Raw genomic sequence first — 16,834 nt, 5'->3', positions numbered from 1 at the left:
GAACATGACAAAGGTATGCGCTTCGAGAAGCTGATGGTCGCCTACTTAAAGGCTGATCCGACGTACCAGCAGATTTATAGCGATGTCTGGATGTGGACCGACTACCCGGCGCGTAACGGGCGCATAGACAACGGGATCGACCTCGTAGCCCAGTCCCGTGACACAGGCGAGATGACTGCCATCCAATGCAAGTTCTATGCGCCGAACCACCCGCTGAACAAGCCCGACATCGACAGCTTCCTGTCGGCATCGAGCAAGACCGAGTTCACCGGTCGCATGATCATCTCGACTACGGACAACTGGGGCAAGAATGCCGAGGATGCGGTTGAGGGTCAGAACCCTCCCGTGCTTCGGCTCCGTGTTCAAGACCTCGATGACTCGCCCATCGACTGGTCGCTGTACACGATCGCTAAGCCGTCCGAAATCGTCCTGAAAGCCGCCAAGCAGGCGTTCCCCCATCAAGAGGCAGCCATCACCGAAGTACTCGCTGGCTTCGAGAATGCCGACCGAGGCAAGCTCATCATGGCGTGTGGCACAGGCAAGACCTTCACCTCGTTGAAACTCATGGAGCGCGTGGTGCCGAAGGGCGGAACTGTGTTGTTCCTCGTGCCCTCCATCTCATTGCTTTCCCAGACGCTCAAGGAGTGGACGAGCGAAACCGCTGACGCTGCCGAGAACCTCCGATCTTTCGCGGTGTGCTCCGACGTAAGCGTAGGAAAGCGGAAGAGTGACGAGGACATCCCGCTCACAGACCTTGCATACCCGGCGACCACCAACGCCAAGAAGCTTATGGAGAAGATGTCACAGGTGCCCGTCTCCTTCAATGGACGCACGGTCATCTTCTCGACCTACCAGTCCATCGATGTGCTCTCAAAGGCACAGGATGAAGGTCTGCCGGAATTCGACCTCATCATTTGCGACGAGGCTCATCGGACCACGGGCGTAAAGCTCGCTGGCGACGAAGACGCATCGGTGTTCACCCGCGTTCACAATCAGTCGTACATCAAAGCGAAGAAGCGCCTCTACATGACGGCGACTCCAAGAATCTACGCTGACTCCGCTCGCACGAAAGCTGAAGAGGTCGGCGCGGAAGTTAACGACATGAACAATGTCGCCATGTACGGCGAAGAATTCCACCGTCTGAGCTTTGGGCAGGCGGTGGAGATGGGTCGCCTTTCCGACTATAAGGTACTGATTCTTGCTGTTGATGAGTCGTACATCAGCAGCCGTTTCCAGCGAATGCTTGCCGACGACGACAACAGCATGAAGCTGGAGGACGCGGCGAAAATCGTTGGCTGCTGGAACGGTCTCTCCAAGAGATCGTTGACTCCCGAAGAGTTCGATGAAGACCCGCTTCCGATGAAGCGCGCTGTCGCCTTCGCTCGCAACATCGCCGAGTCGAAGAAGATCGCGGGCATGTTCGCCAGCGTTGTCGAGGCAGAGATTGACGCCCTCGATGAAGACTCCGGTGATCTTCTTCACACCGAGGTGGAGCACGTCGATGGCACGTTCAACGTGCTGAAGCGCAACGCGAAGTTGGACTGGCTTAAGGAAGACGGCGGCGAGAACGTAGCTCGAATCCTCACCAACGCAAAGTGCCTGTCAGAGGGTGTAGACGTTCCGGCTCTCGATGCCGTCATGTTCCTCAACCCGCGAGAGTCTGTTGTTGACGTAGTTCAATCAGTTGGTCGCGTGATGCGAAAGCTCGACGGGAAGAACTATGGGTACGTGATCCTGCCGATTGCCGTTCCCACGGACATGGACCCCGCCACTGCGCTGAATGACAACAAGAAGTACAAGGTGGTCTGGCAGGTACTTCAGGCGCTCCGCGCACACGACGAGCGGTTCGATGCGATGGTCAACAAGATTGACCTGACGGGCAGCACCGAAGGAAAGATCAACGTCATCGGAGTTGGTGGACGAGGCGGTGGTGATGACGAGAAGGACTACGGCAACGTCACCCTCGATTTCCCAAACATCGACAAATGGCGCGACGCGATTCTCTCCAAGATCGTCCAGAAGGTCGGTGAACGTCGGTATTGGGAGAACTGGGCATCTGACGTTGCCGGGATTGCCGAAGCGCATATGACGCGTATCAAGACCCTCGTGGATGACTCAGATGCCGAACTGCACGATGAGTTCACGGATTTCGTCAAGGGTCTCAAGGACAATCTCAATCCCTTCATCACAGAGAAAGACGCAATTGAGATGCTGTCCCAGCACCTCATCACCAAGCCGGTTTTCGACGCGCTCTTTGAAGGCTATTCCTTCTCGGAGCACAACCCTGTCTCCCTGGTGATGCAGAAGATGGCTGATGCTCTCGAAGGACAGAATCTCGAAAAGGAGACTGAGCAACTCAATGCTTTTTACGATTCAGTTCGAAAGCGCGCATCGGGAATTACCGATGCGGCGGCGAAGCAGTCCATCGTCAAGGAGCTGTACGAGAAGTTCTTCAAGACGGCTTTCTCAGGGACGAGCGACCGGCTCGGGATCGTTTACACCCCAAATGAAGTTGTCGATTTCATCATCCATTCGGTGGACGATGCACTCGGGACTGAATTTGGGACCAGTCTGACCGAGAAGGGAGTTCATATCCTCGACCCCTTCACGGGAACGGGAACGTTCATTGTGCGACTTCTCCAGTCCGGGCTTATCCAGCCTGACGATCTCGCATACAAGTACCGACATGAACTGCACGCTAACGAGATTGTTCTACTTGCTTACTACGTCGCAGCAATCAACATCGAAGAGACCTACCACGACCTTACGAGCGGCGAATATACCCCGTTCGAAGGCATCGTCTTAACTGACACCTTCCAGATGCACGAAGACGATGACGAACTCGACAGCAACGGTGTATTCCCCGAGAACAACGAGCGCGTGAAGGCGCAGAAGGCGCAGGATATTCGCGTCATCATCGGGAACCCGCCATATTCAGTCGGGCAGTCAAGCGAGAACGATAACAACAAGAATCTCAGCTACCCGACATTGGACAAGAAGATTGAAGCGACTTACGCGCGTCGCGCCAATGCGGGTCTCAAGAAGAGCCTCTACGACTCATACATCCGAGCCATTCGATGGGCGTCTGACCGTATCGGTGACCACGGAATCGTTGCCTATGTTTCGAACGGCGGCTTTATCGACTCCAACTCTGCGGATGGACTTCGTAAAACGCTCGTCGAAGAGTTCAGCTCGATTTACGCGTTCAACCTTCGCGGCAACGCGCTCGGTTCGGGCGATGAGAGACGCAGAGAGTCCGGCAATGTTTTCGGCGCTGGCACCAGGACTACAGTCGCTATCTACTTGCTGATCAAGAATCCGAATGACCAGAACCCCGGCAAGATCTTTTATCGAGATATCGGCGACAACCTTAGCCGGGAACAAAAGCTGGAGACCATACGAACGGCTGCCACGTACCAGAACGTGGATTGGCAATCCGTAGTTCCAAATGACGCTGGCGACTGGATAAACCAGCGAAACGAGGACTTCGAAACCCTGACTCCTTTCACACTCAAGTCGGGCGAGAGGGGGATCGCTGTGTTGGGTATGTCCTCATTTGGAGTCGTTACTAACCGGGACTCGTGGGTCTACTCATACTCCCGAGCGGGTCTCGACAAGAACGTGAAGAGACTTGTATCAAATTACAACTTGGCGGTGGATCGCCTGCAAGGTTCTCCTGATGATTTCGACGCAATCACTTCTTCGGCAAGAAGTGAGGTCAGTTGGACTCGAGCGTTGAAGAACGACCTTGGCAAGGGAAAGCTTGCAAAATTTGACGCAGCCGAAGTGGTCAGCGGCGCTTACCGCCCCTTCTCGAGGCAGTGGATCTACTTCGACAAGCAGTTCAACGAGATGCAGTACCAGATACCAAAATTGTTCCCATCCGGTCAGGTGGAGAACTACGGGTTCGTCGTTACTTCCCCGTCTACGCATCTCCCCACTTTCGAGGTCTTGATGGTTCGTGGGGTTCCCGATCTGCACCTGCTCGATACCGGACACTTCTATCCTCGATATCGCTTCGAAAAGCGAGACCCTAGCGGCGACCTGCTGGACGCGCTTGACGACGACGGCTCGGAGTTCAGAAAGATCGACAACGTAACCGACGAAATTCTTGCCGACTACAGAAAGACCTTCGGTAACGATGTTTCGAAGGATGACATCTTCTTCTACCTCTACGGCATCCTGCACAGTCCAGACTATCGCAGTCGGTTCGGCTCGGACCTGAAGAAGATGCTGCCACGCCTGCCCAAGGTCAAGGACTTCCAGGTCTTCTCCGATTCGGGGAGAACGTTGTCGGGGCTGCACCTCGACTACGAAAGCGCTAATCGATATCCGCTTGACGAAGCTCGGCGTGCCAATGCGACCGACCGCGTGGAGAAGATGCGCTACGGAAAGGTCGGCAAAAAAGTCGACAAAACTACGATTCTGTACAACAGTGGCGTGACGATCAAAGGCATCCCTGAAGAGGCGCACGGATACATGCTTGGTTCACGTTCGGCGGTGGACTGGATTGTCGAGCGATATCAGGTGAAGACTGACAAGCCAAGCGGAATCGTGAACGATCCGAATGACTGGGGTGAAGAACGAGGCAACCCTCGCTACGTGCTCGACCTTCTCGCCCGCGTCGTGACGGTAAGCGTGAAGACGGTAGAGATCGTGAAGTCTCTTCCTCCCCTTGATGTGATCGAGGCGTAAATGCCGGAGCTCGCGGCCGGCTTTACCGGGTGGATTGTTTTTTTGAAGTCCGACGAGTGGGCGGCGATAGGCACTGTGGGCACGCATATCGTTGCAATCATCGCGGCAGTCTTTGCCTTTATGCAGGTAGGCGAGGCTCGGCAACTGCGCGTTGAGCAAGCTCGTCCCTGCGTTGCCGCGTACCTGGAACTAGGGAGCGAAGTAGATGTCTCCTTCATCCTGTTGATAGTCAAGAACTTTGGAGCCACGACGGCACGCGATACCACTGTGAAGAGTGACAAACCGATGATGCTCGCCTGGGGCAATTCGCAGAATCCCGAAGAACTCCTGCTCTTCGACAAGTTGCCGGTATTGGTGCTGGGCACTATTGGCCTACTTCCTCACCGGCGCTGACACGCAGCTAGTAACGTCCGGCGTGCGAATTGATCCGTCTTCTACTCAGTACGGCTGAGCAAGGGCAAATAGGACAGGTCACCTCGCCGGACATCTCAACCCGATAGTCATCGCAAGCCAGTTCGATCGAAGCCGGTTTGCCCGCGCCCGTTTCGGATCGACGCGGTCACCGTGACCACACGTACGACGATTGACGGGTTGCGCCGAGCTGGAATCACTGGGTCGGCTGCGGGCAGTCATTCCGGTAGTCAACCCTCAAACGGGGTCAGCTCCGCGGGGATGAATGGGATACGGAACTAGTCCCGGGCGGGACAATCACCAAGTTGATCAACGGGATGTGAAACATTAATGATTGGGCACCATACCCAGACCAACTAGAGTCCGGATCTATTCCGTACCTTCCGACCGTTGGGATATTGACCGATCATTCAGTGCAGGCCCGCCCGCGACCGCCTTATGTTTGAGCACGACTGGGAATGGTCGGCGTCGGAAGTCAGAGCCGGTCCAAGGTCGTGACTAGGGCCCCTGCTGCAATAACCATGCCATCTGGTTGCGACACATGGTTGCAAGAATCGTCGCCCGCCACATTTGTAGGCCCGTCGTCTACTCGCCGCGGCCAAGACGAGACACCTCTTATCCGAAGGGTTGCGAGACGCCCCTGTCAACCCCACAAGGTGATTACTTTTTTGAAGCTCGACCGTCCCCGTTGATGACCTCTCCAAACTCATCAACCAACGACCGCAGGTTGTCACGCAGTTTTAGGCGAAATTGATGATCATCCAGGTTCTGCTCCGTGGGGCCAAACTGGTGTTGCGGCAACGACGACATCTGCATGGACATCGCCAGCTTCCTGATCACCCCGGGTGCAATTGCCACCTCTTCCTCAAGAATGTTGGCCAGCACACGAAGAAGTCCGACAGTCGCAAGTAAATCGTCTCTGGCAACGTTCGTTGGCGCGTCTAAGCCAAATTTGGGATCAAGCAGCGGATCTGTATCGTCTGGTTCCATATTTCGACAGTAGGGGACCTTGGCTTCCGATATCGCTGCGTCAAGCATCACGACTCTGGCGCAGCGAACCGCAAACCAAACGGGTGGCTGGCGATCGGCGGCGCGGGCACAATTGAGGCATGCCCTTCTCGCCGTCGTCACTAGCTCACATGGAGCGCCATGGGCATTAGTAGTGAAACAGGAACACTCGCCAGAGAGCTTCTTTGGACCGATGCCGCCTGGTGCTTGGATGTCTTCAAGTCCGCACAAGCCACCGAGGACGGCGTCAGCTTCGCGACTTGGATGATGCTGAGCATCAATGCCCGGGTCGCCTACGAAGGTCGCAAGGTAATCCAATCGGCGAACCCGAACGTGGGCGTCCCGCACCTCGTGCCATTCCTCGCCGAGAACGAGAGCCCGTCTGTCGAGAAGGCACGTCATGCCGCTAAATTGCTCGACAACACGAAGAAGTCCATAGAGGACTTTCAAGCGGAGATGCAGAGCTATCGCTCAGCGCACCGTATTTGGATGAGTGGGCGCACCCCGTGGTTCCTGCAAGGCATAGTCAAGGAGCTCGGTATCGCAACATTTGACGGCCACCTTGTGCTGGCCACAATCCCCACCCAGGTGCGGTTCGTTCTTCCTGCCGGCGACTCGAGCGCCATGCGGGACGCCGTGATAAAGCTAGGCACGGACCTCGGCGAAGACCTTTCTGCATTCCACCTTATGGTCGGCTCAGCCCACCAACCTACGGCGACCCTTGATCTCAGCAGCCTCGAGAAGGTTTCATGGGAAGACCACCACGTGAATAGGTTCCTCCCCAGACAGTACGAGACGGCGCTGGGCGACGAAGCAAAGATGCTGGTGCTTCTCCTCGAATCAGACCTGAACACCCTAGTGTTCCTGCTGTCGCAGACATCGTCGGGGCACGAGGGGGCGTTCTTCCGCAATGCAATGGTCACGCTATGGCACGTGCTTGTGTCACTTCAGACGCTGCTCGACACACATCCCGCAGCGCTAGCCATTCGGGTACGTGAGCTTCTCGCGTCGGAAAACGTAACTACATTCTTAGACTCCCGCAACAAGCGCATACGCAACACATTCGTGCACTACGTCCCGCAAGACCTCCCGCTTGACGCAACCAGGCCACTGCGAGGCTTCGTTGAACTCCTCAACCCGGACCAGGACCTCGCGTCATTAAGCGCCCTCACCTGGCGACTTGCGCATGCAACACGAGAGACGATCGAAATGTGGCGGCTAGGGGTTTGAATCACATGCAAGCCAATCGGCTGGCACGCTTTCCGGCAATTTCATCGGGTGGGCTAAGGGGGCATCTCAGCAACGGCGGCGCCGGCGAAGCGCACCGACCTTCTCGCCGCCCACTGGCCGACCCTCCCGCAGACAAGGATCGGATCCCCGTTACGGGAGGCCTCAGCAAGGTCCGAGGTTGTCAGAAACCCCTCACGGGACTACTTCGAGTGCACGAAAGTGGGGTCAGGGTCAGAATCGCCCGACAGAATCTGGTTACTCAAGTAGCGAGCCGCTTCGCGCGACGGACCGCCGCGTCCCGGGCCGCTAGAAGCCCATGAACATCGGATTGGGGTCGTCGTCATCCTCGTGTTCTCGAAGCTCCGCCACGCTCACGGAACGAGAGACCTGGTGGGACGTGATGTCATCGGCCGCCAAAGTCAATGTCGGCTTCCGCTGAATTGGACGAGCCAGCTCGGGTGCGGTTGGCGGGACGGACTGAAAATGGGCCCCATACCCGAAGAACAGTGCCACGTTCCGACCAAGAGGAACATAAGCGGCATCGTGGGCGCCGCTGGAGGCGTCACCGGAGTCACCAGCGACGGCGCCTTTTTCCTCCGCGAGGTGTGAGGGCCACGCGATGCCGTCGATGCGGTCCTCCGGCACCCATCTCAGCCATTCTGCGACGACCTGCGTTGGCGTGTAATCAACGGCCTCGCGCCCATCGAGGACCACAGGAGCCGTAATCATCTCGGTGAAGTGCTTCTTGAACCGAGCGAAAGTCCACCTCCGACGGCTCTCGTCGTCCGTCGCGAAGATGCTCGGCAACTTCGTCAGGGGGCGCGTAAAGTCGAGGATTCGCAGTGACCGCGTCGTCTTAAACGCACCCATCACCGCCTGGTCGTACTCGGAATGGAGCGCAATCTCCGCCACCGCGACATGGAGGTCATCGGCTGAGTAGAACAAGCTGATTCCAGGCGGCGACAGGCGACCGTTCTTGGCAAGCTGCGGAGGCGCAGACCCTAGCTCTGTACTTGGCTCTTTTCGGACCTTGTCGAGTAGAGCACGAGCATCATCAGTCATGCGTCCGCGATACAACGTCGAACCAGTGGGTAGCTCGACTAGCAGGTCTGACTCGACGTATGCGAGCAGCGCTCCGAGGAACTTGCCAATACGGGCGGGCGGCTCGTCCTCGTATCCTGGCCGGTTTGAAGCTCCAACGACGACGAACCGGCTCTCGGTACGAACTGTCGCGGAGTAGGTGCCCCACCCGAGCGCAGACGGGTCCGTGCTGGCACTCGGAATCCATGCGTCCGTCGAACTGGTGGCCGCAATCAGGCGCTCCACGATGGGCATGGCGTACTCGGGGTCGATAGCGTCCTCAACGGTCTCGTACATCACGTACGTGTTGTCAAACTCCTCGTAGTATCGCCAAGGTGCGCCGCTGTCCTCCGTCCCCTGGTAGAGCCAGTTGAGTACGTCCCACACGCGCACCCCGAGTTCGTCCAGCTCGACGGCGAACGCCTGCTCGCCTGGCTCAGGTTTCCGCCCGCAGAAGGAGCACTCGAACTTATCGGCAACGTCAGAGAGAGCGGTATGTAAGACATGGTCACTGATGTGGTCAAGGCAGACGCTCCCCTGCATGCCGCCGATGCCATAAAAGTCTGAGGGTTCCACGAACCAATGCTATGCACGGCCTGACCGGGGGGTCGGACGCGTCAGCCCGGTGACAGGGTATGAGCCGTTACGGAGACCGGCGGAAGAGCACTCCGATCATTCTGACTTTCAGGTGGCTCCCGAATGGATGAGCTGACGAGGGGCTCGTCCGCGCTCATCAGCTCGGGTGCCGTTGGATGAAGGGGCTCAGTAGTAGTCGTCAACCATGTCGTTCAGCGTGGGGCCTGCAGAGTAGAGACCCTCCACATAGTCCTCTAGTACCGAGAGCATCGTGAACTGATTGTTTAGGAGCGTTGCAAGGTCAGGGAAGTCGGCGTGCTCCTGAACGTCGGGGAGTTGCCCTGCGTACCGGAACGCTGTGCCTGCAACGTCTGCGTCGTGGAGCATGATGATGAGCTTCTCGACATCCTTTGGGAACGCTTCGGGCAGGTCGAGTGCATCGTAGTGCTTTTTGACTTCGTTCAGGAGCTTGTAGAGATTGTGGCCGAAGTCGTGCTTGATGCGCTCCTCTTTGATGGAATCCTGGAGTTTAGAGGTCTTGCCATCGACGTAGACCATTCGTGTCTTGATGAGGAACTTGATCGTGTTCTTTAGCTCCAGCTCAAATGCCTGGCGATACAGCGTGAGGAACGGCAAAGGGAGTAAGTCGTCTTCAGGGTTTCCCGAAAAGGTTTCTGCGAGTCGCTGGGCCGAGAAGTGGTAGGCAGCCGCGTAGTCACGATCCGTTTGGAACGCATAGCGAACAACGAGTCGGTCGTAGACCTTGTTGGGCACGGAAGTGAGGAGCCTAAGCGGCTTCGCTGGGAGATCGGTTGCCATAGCCCATCGTCCCATCAGCGTGTGTCCTCGGCCAATTGGGTCGGGGGACATCAGGCCTGTCGGGTGACGACCGTACTCTTAGAACCATGGCAAGCGCCAACCGATTTGAGCCGCTGCATTCAGAGCTGTGGCGACGAAGGAGGATCCCTATGCGGCAGCTGAGCGGGAGGGACTCTAGCCCTCGTCCTGCTCGTATCTGAAGCAGTGGTGATCCTAATCACCTTTGCCGGGCTGCGAAAGAGCCTGAACTCGTCGAGTCGCGTGCTCGCTGAGGAATCTCCCAGCGGGCACAGATAGCTAATATGTTGGGCGGAACATTGGGCGCTATACCCAGTAACTTCGGCTTCGATACTTCGGGAGACGGCGCCTGACGCCGTCGCTCAGCCCAGACCCATGCGCGTCCCTCTTGTCCGGCCGGGTTGGTCCAGCGCACAGCGCAGGCACGGGCGTCCAGGCGACGACTTCATCCCACAGTCGCAGCGCGATGGTTTCATGGTGGCCCCACGGCCGGGCGGCAATGGGAAGGCGCGTGCGGGTCATTGGCAGCCGGTCTAGCTCGAGCTCGCTCTGCGTCAGAGTGGCCGGCTGCCGATCGCGCCTGATCGTGACATCGGCGTTTGCGGACGCCCTGGACGAACCGGGATTCGAACTCGACGAGTGCATGCGATCCGTCGATGACTAGAGGTACTCGAGCCCTGGATCGTGCGCCATACGACCGGGGTTGGATGGGGAATTCAATGTCGGCCCGTAGGGCGATGATGTCGGCACCGGGCAAGCCATTAAGGTAGAAAGGGTGGGTAAAGGATGATGCGGTCATGAGGGAAACATCAGGCGCTCGCCTTGACTTTGGTGGCCTTCCGATGCGAGTCCGAGGAGTTGCCGCAGACGTGTCGCTGGAGATAGATGTCCGCGAACACGAGTGGCGAGCATCTCTTGGCCTAGGGCCGATACTTCGCTTCGATCTATTGACGGCCCTTCTGCCGATCTCGGCCACCGAATGGACGTCAGCTGCCGGACTGACTGCTTCCGCGATCGAGCTCGTGAACGCTGAGCCTGACTACTTTGACGTCAACTATGAGGATTCAGGCGTGCACGTACGTCGAGCCGTTAGGCCAATCGTGCATCCAATCGGCGTGCGTATAGCTACCAATCATTGGCGACAAGGCTTGGAGTGGGCCGGAAGATTTGCGGGCTACGCGGAGCGGACCCTGATGGTCTCCGAGAACACGTCCGACCTGGAGCAAGCTCGCCTGGAGGCCATGTATTTCGGAGTGGGCCTGGTGGTGCAGCGCCCAAACGAACTTGACGAGATTGTCAGCCACCCGGCGCCGTTCATGCCTGAACGGTTTAGTGCTGCATCCTGGTACTTCTCCGAGCAGCTCTACGGTAAATGGATGGAGCGAAGCTCCTAGGCCGTACGATCAAGCTTTGCCCAGGCTGCAAGGTCGGCTGGAACGCGTACGTTGCGTGAAATTTCCGCACCGAGTGACCGGTGACGGACGATCGCATCCTCGCGAAGCTTCCGCCACGCAAGGGCTCGATCGTTGATCCCTGCGAGCTGGGCAAAGAGCTCCTGCATCGCCGCGACTGAGTGATGATGAGCTTCATCCCGATCGGCGTCTGAATCAGAGAATCGATCAATAGGGCGGCCGTTGCAAACTCGGCAGAGGCAATTTGGAGCGGAACGCGAAACGAACCACTCCCGCTGCAGGGTGCTCGCCTGGACATAACGCAACATGTCGGGAATGAACACGTAAGGCGTTCGATCCTGCGGCCTTCTAGCCTTTCCCTCATTATCGGGACCTGTGCTACGTCGGTTTGACGGGATCAAACCGACGCCCATGCCGAGGGCACCGCGGGCGTACCCATGGAGGCCCGCCTGGTCTGTGCGCCAGGGTACGGCCGCGCGTCCAACTTCATCAAAGAGCCGACTGTGGCCAGCAAGCGCCTTCGCTCCATCAAGGGGATTCTTGTTGCTTGAAAAAGAAAGAAGGAGGGGGTGGACACTCCGGGTCACGATCTTTGTCAGGAGCTGCAGGTCCGATTCAACCGTGAGCCACGTTGGAGCCAGCGCGAGATGTGGAGCAACGTCGTCGCCCTCAAGCTCATCGCACCACCTCAGGGCTGCCCGCAATGAGTCAGAGTCCGCTGCCTGAATATGCCCAAGCCTCGGCATTACGACGGTCGCCCCCGCGTCGCGCTGTGCTTGGATCGCATCTAAAGATGGGAAAAGCTGGTTCTCGTCATCGCTAGCCGGACCAAGCTTGTCGGGCTTGGCGTGATGATGTTCGGGGGTGTCCGGCTCGGCAATGAGCGCGAGTTCGGGGAATTGCGCGCGAAGAGACCGCACTTGGGCCGTCGAGTGGGTGCCTGAAACCGCTAACCCGCCTGAGTCCACGTCGATCACCCTGGCGGCAGTGAAGGCGCCCGCGTTAGCGATGAAGAAGGCGCGGTCCGCCATGACTTCCCGCGCGTCAGGACGAGTCCGTACTGGTGCGACGGCCGTCGAAGTTGGGCTAAGTATGACCTCAGACATTCTTGTCCTCCATGAAGCGCTCTCGGAACTCGACTACATGCATTCCGGCGCTTCGCGCCATCTCCTCGGGAGATCTACCAATCGAAACTTGAGTCTCGACCCAGCGCGCGGCATATTCCGGGCGCTCGGGCAATATCGGAACCGGCTCCTGACGGCGCATCCCGCTCGCGGACATATGAACGTTAAAGTTCCTGTAGTGCGCGTCGGACATCAAGCCAAGATCCCGGGCCCGTCGGGCTAGCGCGGCCATAGAAACTCGCCAACGAAGTTTGAGCCGCACCAAGTTTTCCAACGATGTGTCACGCAACTCCACCCGCATCGCAGAAGCTGGCATCAACAGCTCGCTCGCAAATTCGTCAGCTTCGCGTTCCTGTCCCTCGGCCGGGAAATCATGGAGCACTGCGTGCCCAATTTCATGTGCGAGTGTGAACCGCTGACGATCTCCCGGAGCACCTTGGTTGAGCATGATCACCGGTCGGCCCGCGGCCGGCCAGGTCGCTATCGCATCAAGCTGGGTTGTTCCAAGATCCCGCACCGTGACGATTACGCCCGCCGCCTCCAAGGTCGCAACCAGGTTGTCGATCGGACCATCGCCCAAACCCCAATCCGATCGCACATGACGCGCGACATCCCCGGGCGTAAAAAGACTCTCGTCGTCGAGAACCTCTCTTCGGAGGTTGAGCGGAAGCAGGTTGCTCTCGAACAGACCTGCCACCTGGGACTGCATCATTGACGCTTCAGCCCGGATTCGCTTGTCAACTTTAATTGGCATCGAAGATTGCTTCCGGTGGAAGATGCGCGCGTCCTGGTCGATCGCCGGCAAATTGAAGTAATTGAGCGGCACCTCCAGCACCTCGGCGATGACTGGCAGTCGCTCGTCATCGAAATTCGACAGACCAGACTCGATCTTCGACAGCAATCCCTGCGAGATTCCGGCGCGCGATGCCAATTCCCGCTGGGTCAGTCCGCGGGCAGTGCGAAGCACTTCGATCGCTCCGCCAAACTCCGAGTTGCGCACGTCCTAAGGATATCGGCGGCACAAGGCATCTGTAAACATATCTCCGAAAATATTCCGAAACATATTCTCTGCGACGAGCAACCGGGCATTGCCTCACCACTACGATCTAAGTGTCAGCAACGGATGCTGCGCGTGAGTCGAAATCGCGGGAGGTCAGGTAATGAAGTTCCGCGTACCTGATGATGGGCGAACCGGCACCGAGTTGGATACCGTCTACATCTCCCCTACTGGGTGGGATGACTGGTTTAAGTACTCCACACTCTTTTACGCGGAGTACCGTGACAGGACTGGGAATATTCAACCGATCGGTACAACAAAGATTGGCAAAGTCGGCCTCTTGCCTGCCCGCGCATCAGAGCCCTCAGTTGATGGAAAGCGTATTCCGCGACCGCCCGCGAGGTTCTCCAAACTTGATGCGTCATTCTTTTCGCTGGGCCAAGATCCTGAGTTCTACGAGGCTTTGACGACAATCGGGGATGAGTTCCGCGAGGAATTCCTAAAAGCGATTCGGGACATCGCGTATAACCCGGACATCCTTGCCGCAGTTGAGGGCGAAGACGTCACGCGGGTGTCTCTGCTCAGAGGAGTCCCGCTGCCGACCGTTCGCGATCAGTTCAACCGCCTCGCACATGGCGGGGCGAAGCTGACGGCGTTCAACTTAGGATTCAAGCTTGGCTACACCAGGAGTGAGCCAGTCCCTTCCATCCGATTCGCAGTTACGCCTGGCCTAGTACCTCCGACCAACATTCACGTCATCATCGGTCGCAATGGCGTTGGTAAGAGCACGCTGTTGAACAAGATCGCGTCCCATTTAGTCAAGCAGGGGTCGAAACGGGATCAGGAATCCGACGTGGATTCCTCTACCAGCGCGGACATCACAAACCTTGTATCGATCTCCTTCAGTGCTTTTGACTCGTTCGAACCCCTCTCCGTACCCCAGGATCGTTCGGGGCTCACGTATCACTACGTTGGGCTGAAGAAGCGGCGTACCCGCTCTGATGAGCCGGACGCGATAAAGGGCCCCAGAGCGCTCGCGTCTGAAATGACTTCCTCCAGTCGTCTGTGTTTTGAAGGCGCCAGACGGGCGCGTTGGCTTCAAGGCCTGCGACTTCTCGAGGCTGACCCCATTTTCGCAGCACTTGGCATCGCAGACGTAGTGGAGTCAGCCAAGACAATTGACGAAGCGCTTGAGCACGTTGGCCCTTCATTCAGGCTTCTGAGCTCGGGGCACAAGATCGTGCTGCTCACAATCACCAAACTCGTCGAGACCGTTGAAGAGAAAAGCTTGGTGCTGCTGGATGAGCCTGAGGCTCACCTGCACCCACCACTCCTCTCTGCCTTTATTCGCGCTCTTTCTGACCTTCTGATCAACCGAAATGGTGTTGCGGTCATCGCGACCCACTCGCCGGTGGTGCTGCAGGAAGTGCCGCGCGTCTGCGCCTGGAAAATAGATCGCGTTCTTGGGCAGACCTCAGTTAAGCCGCCCCAGATCGAGACCTTCGGAGAGAACGTCGGAACCCTAACGAACGAGGTGTTTGGTCTTGAAGTGGCCGCCACCGGTTTTCATCGAATCCTTTGGGAAGCCGCTCAGGAGGAACGCGACTACGACCTCGCTCTTGCACGTCTCGGTGGTCAGGTGGGGACTGAGGGCAGAGCGATTCTGAGGGCTATGACGAACGCGCTCGGAACCGTGAATGTGGGCAGCTAGTCCCCCGTCCGATTCGGCTATCGAGGCTGCGCAAGCCTGCGGTTGCGGGATCAACGACCAAGATCTTGTTGCCCGATTAAAATCGGTCGAGAACGAGTTGGACGCGAACTCCCGACTTCTGCAACATGCCGCTGCCACCCACACTCTGAGCTCGGTTTCGCCAGCAAACTACCCCGTGAGCTCTGTCAGCGGGGCCGAACTCAAGACGATCTATCTGTATCAGCTTGGCCGAGCGAACCGACCCGCGCAGAAGGTTAGAGGCCGCCTTCTGTCGGCTGGTCCATTGGGGCTCTGCTGCTACTGCTTCTATGGACAGTCCACGACCCTAGATCATTTTGTAGCGAAGGACGCTGTTCCGACCCTGTCGATAGATCCGTGGAATCTCGTCCCGAGTTGCTCCAGGTGCAATCACAAGTTGCTCGCGTATGCCCCTACCAGCCCGAATCAGCAATTCCTCCATCCCTACGCGATGCCAAATTTGGGCCGCTGGCTGTTTGCCTGCGTAGTCCCTGGCGATCCCGTCTCGGTCCGATTCGAAGCGCGACCAGCGCCGGGACTTCCGAGTGACATCATCGACCGCGCAATGAACGAATTTAGGAAATTGGAACTGGGATTGTTGTTTTCGATCGTGGTCGGCCCGGACATATCTGAGATGAACGCGGAGCTTCGCGGTCGGTTCGCCGTGAATCAGCCTCACCAAGTGAGACTGCATCTAGTCGCTGCCGCCACCACCGCGTTCACCGTCGACCCGAACAGCAGACGAGGGGCCCTGTTTGAGGCGCTCGCGGCGGACGATGCCTACTGCCTCGGCGGATACACGAGCACCGCTCCGATCCGCTTCCCGTCGTGATTGCGACGCGCTTGCCAGCGGAATGTGGTTGTACGTGACTCATCGCGAACTGTCGAGACACTCGTACGCTGGAGCACTTCTACTAGATCACTCAATCCAGGAGGCAACCGACGAGCCTCTCGGATTTGCCGACGTTCGTGAAGAAGATACGGAACGCGCGTAGTCGGACATCGCAACCCTCGCACTCAGCACTTGGGAGCTGGAGATAGCAGGCCGGGACCGCGCCGCATCACTGGACCGGATCGCCAGGAGGCAGGGTTTCGATCAGACATCTTGAGAAGCGAAGTCGAGTGACATCGCAGTTGTTGCAGCCGCAGTCAGACACGTAGTCAAACCACAGGCAAAAGGCCCCGACGCAATGTCGGGCCTTGCACTTACTGGCTGCGGGGACAGGAGTTGAACCTGCGACCTCTGGGTTATGAGCCCAATAGTCGTTAGAGCGAAGCACAAAAGACTTCCGCATTCGGCCCGAACCCGACACCGACACTGACCACCGCAGTTCGCATCATGTGCGCCCGTCGACTGCCTCGCGCTCCGATCGAAGCGATGCGACTCGTCGGCTTTGAAGCGACGAGATATGCAAAATCTCTGCCCTGACCCGATTCTGCTCCGAGGGTCTCATTCCAGCCATTCTTGGCTTTGCTGCCGTGACGGTGAGAAAATCAACGTCGCACCCGGCGCATCCATGCCCACTTCTTAAAAAGCACTCGATCCCGGGTACCGAACGGCCTCCAGTCGTCCCGGAACCGGGCGGCGTGGGGTGGGTGATCCGGTCGAGTCATAGGCATCGGGTCTGGCGGGAGGCCGCGCAGCGGCCGGGGGACTATGACTCGACCGGATCACCCACCCCACGACGACCACCCACCTGAAACACACGAGCTTTGTGGTTTCGTGGCGCGCGGC

General features: G+C 57.9%; 11 protein-coding genes and 1 tRNA gene. 6 read left to right on the top strand and 6 right to left on the bottom strand.

The features are described 5' to 3' along the window. Positions 1 to 15: 15 nt before the first annotated feature. Together ACEXQC_RS00730 and ACEXQC_RS00725 are read left to right on the top strand one after the other, a co-directional pair. A complete protein-coding gene (locus ACEXQC_RS00730; protein ID WP_374817337.1) occupies positions 16 to 4,695 on the top strand; it encodes a DEAD/DEAH box helicase in 4,680 nt (1,559 codons plus the stop codon). Beyond that, a complete protein-coding gene (locus tag ACEXQC_RS00725) occupies positions 4,696 to 5,088 on the top strand; it encodes a DUF8453 domain-containing protein (RefSeq protein ID WP_374817335.1) in 393 nt (130 codons plus the stop codon). 678 nt (positions 5,089 to 5,766) lie between these two features. On the opposite strand, the gene ACEXQC_RS00720 is transcribed toward ACEXQC_RS00725, so the two are convergent. Further along, positions 5,767 to 6,096, bottom strand: coding sequence for a hypothetical protein (locus tag ACEXQC_RS00720; RefSeq protein WP_374817333.1), 330 nt, complete (start codon positions 6,094 to 6,096; stop codon positions 5,767 to 5,769). A gap of 159 nt (positions 6,097 to 6,255) precedes the next feature. Here ACEXQC_RS00720 and ACEXQC_RS00715 point away from each other — a divergent pair, with 159 nt between their 5' ends. After that, the gene (locus ACEXQC_RS00715) at positions 6,256 to 7,344 is read left to right on the top strand and encodes a hypothetical protein (protein ID WP_374817331.1); all 1,089 of its coding nucleotides are present in this window, start codon (positions 6,256 to 6,258) and stop codon (positions 7,342 to 7,344) included. A gap of 306 nt (positions 7,345 to 7,650) precedes the next feature. On the opposite strand, the gene ACEXQC_RS00710 is transcribed toward ACEXQC_RS00715, so the two are convergent. Together ACEXQC_RS00710 and ACEXQC_RS00705 are read right to left on the bottom strand one after the other, a co-directional pair. Then, positions 7,651 to 9,000, bottom strand: coding sequence for an RES family NAD+ phosphorylase (locus tag ACEXQC_RS00710; RefSeq protein ID WP_374817329.1), 1,350 nt, complete (start codon positions 8,998 to 9,000; stop codon positions 7,651 to 7,653). Between the two features lie 186 nt (positions 9,001 to 9,186). Further along, complete coding sequence (locus ACEXQC_RS00705) at positions 9,187 to 9,819, bottom strand: hypothetical protein (RefSeq protein WP_374817328.1); 633 nt, start codon at positions 9,817 to 9,819, stop codon at positions 9,187 to 9,189. An 887-nt stretch (positions 9,820 to 10,706) separates the two neighbouring features. Here ACEXQC_RS00705 and ACEXQC_RS00700 point away from each other — a divergent pair. Next, entirely contained in the window at positions 10,707 to 11,231 is a 525-nt protein-coding gene (locus tag ACEXQC_RS00700) for a hypothetical protein (protein WP_374817326.1), read from the top strand. On the opposite strand, the gene ACEXQC_RS00695 is transcribed toward ACEXQC_RS00700, so the two are convergent. Then, positions 11,228 to 12,280 (bottom strand): hypothetical protein, encoded by a 1,053-nt coding sequence (locus ACEXQC_RS00695; RefSeq protein WP_374817324.1) that lies wholly within the window; start codon positions 12,278 to 12,280, stop codon positions 11,228 to 11,230. The two genes, ACEXQC_RS00700 and ACEXQC_RS00695, sit on opposite strands and share 4 nt — an antisense overlap. 67 nt (positions 12,281 to 12,347) lie before the next feature. Continuing rightward, the gene (locus tag ACEXQC_RS00690) at positions 12,348 to 13,373 is read right to left on the bottom strand and encodes a helix-turn-helix domain-containing protein (protein WP_374817322.1); all 1,026 of its coding nucleotides are present in this window, start codon (positions 13,371 to 13,373) and stop codon (positions 12,348 to 12,350) included. Between the two features lie 160 nt (positions 13,374 to 13,533). Between ACEXQC_RS00690 and ACEXQC_RS00685 the strand changes: the two genes are divergently transcribed. Beyond that, complete coding sequence (locus ACEXQC_RS00685) at positions 13,534 to 15,081, top strand: AAA family ATPase (RefSeq protein ID WP_374817320.1); 1,548 nt, start codon at positions 13,534 to 13,536, stop codon at positions 15,079 to 15,081. 583 nt (positions 15,082 to 15,664) lie between these two features. Then, entirely contained in the window at positions 15,665 to 15,931 is a 267-nt protein-coding gene (locus tag ACEXQC_RS00680) for a hypothetical protein (RefSeq protein ID WP_374817319.1), read from the top strand. Between the two features lie 378 nt (positions 15,932 to 16,309). Here ACEXQC_RS00680 and ACEXQC_RS00675 read toward each other — a convergent pair. After that, positions 16,310 to 16,429 (bottom strand) — tRNA-Met (locus tag ACEXQC_RS00675). Positions 16,430 to 16,834 lie beyond the last annotated feature (405 nt).

Source organism: Herbiconiux liukaitaii (genome assembly GCF_041927495.1).
Lineage (GTDB): Bacteria > Actinomycetota > Actinomycetes > Actinomycetales > Microbacteriaceae > Herbiconiux > Herbiconiux liukaitaii.
Note: the sequence above shows the minus strand (reverse complement) of the source record. Positions and strands in the feature narration are given on the sequence as shown.

Coding starts and splice junctions, on each gene's coding strand:
- ACEXQC_RS00725 (WP_374817335.1), top strand. CDS start 4,696: ATGCCGGAGCTCGCGGCCGGCTTTACCGGGTGGATTGTTTTTTTGAAG.
- ACEXQC_RS00720 (WP_374817333.1), bottom strand. CDS start 6,096: ATGGAACCAGACGATACAGATCCGCTGCTTGATCCCAAATTTGGCTTA.
- ACEXQC_RS00730 (WP_374817337.1), top strand. CDS start 16: ATGCGCTTCGAGAAGCTGATGGTCGCCTACTTAAAGGCTGATCCGACG.
- ACEXQC_RS00705 (WP_374817328.1), bottom strand. CDS start 9,819: ATGGCAACCGATCTCCCAGCGAAGCCGCTTAGGCTCCTCACTTCCGTG.
- ACEXQC_RS00680 (WP_374817319.1), top strand. CDS start 15,665: ATGAACGAATTTAGGAAATTGGAACTGGGATTGTTGTTTTCGATCGTG.
- ACEXQC_RS00715 (WP_374817331.1), top strand. CDS start 6,256: ATGGGCATTAGTAGTGAAACAGGAACACTCGCCAGAGAGCTTCTTTGG.
- ACEXQC_RS00685 (WP_374817320.1), top strand. CDS start 13,534: ATGAAGTTCCGCGTACCTGATGATGGGCGAACCGGCACCGAGTTGGAT.
- ACEXQC_RS00695 (WP_374817324.1), bottom strand. CDS start 12,280: ATGGCGGACCGCGCCTTCTTCATCGCTAACGCGGGCGCCTTCACTGCC.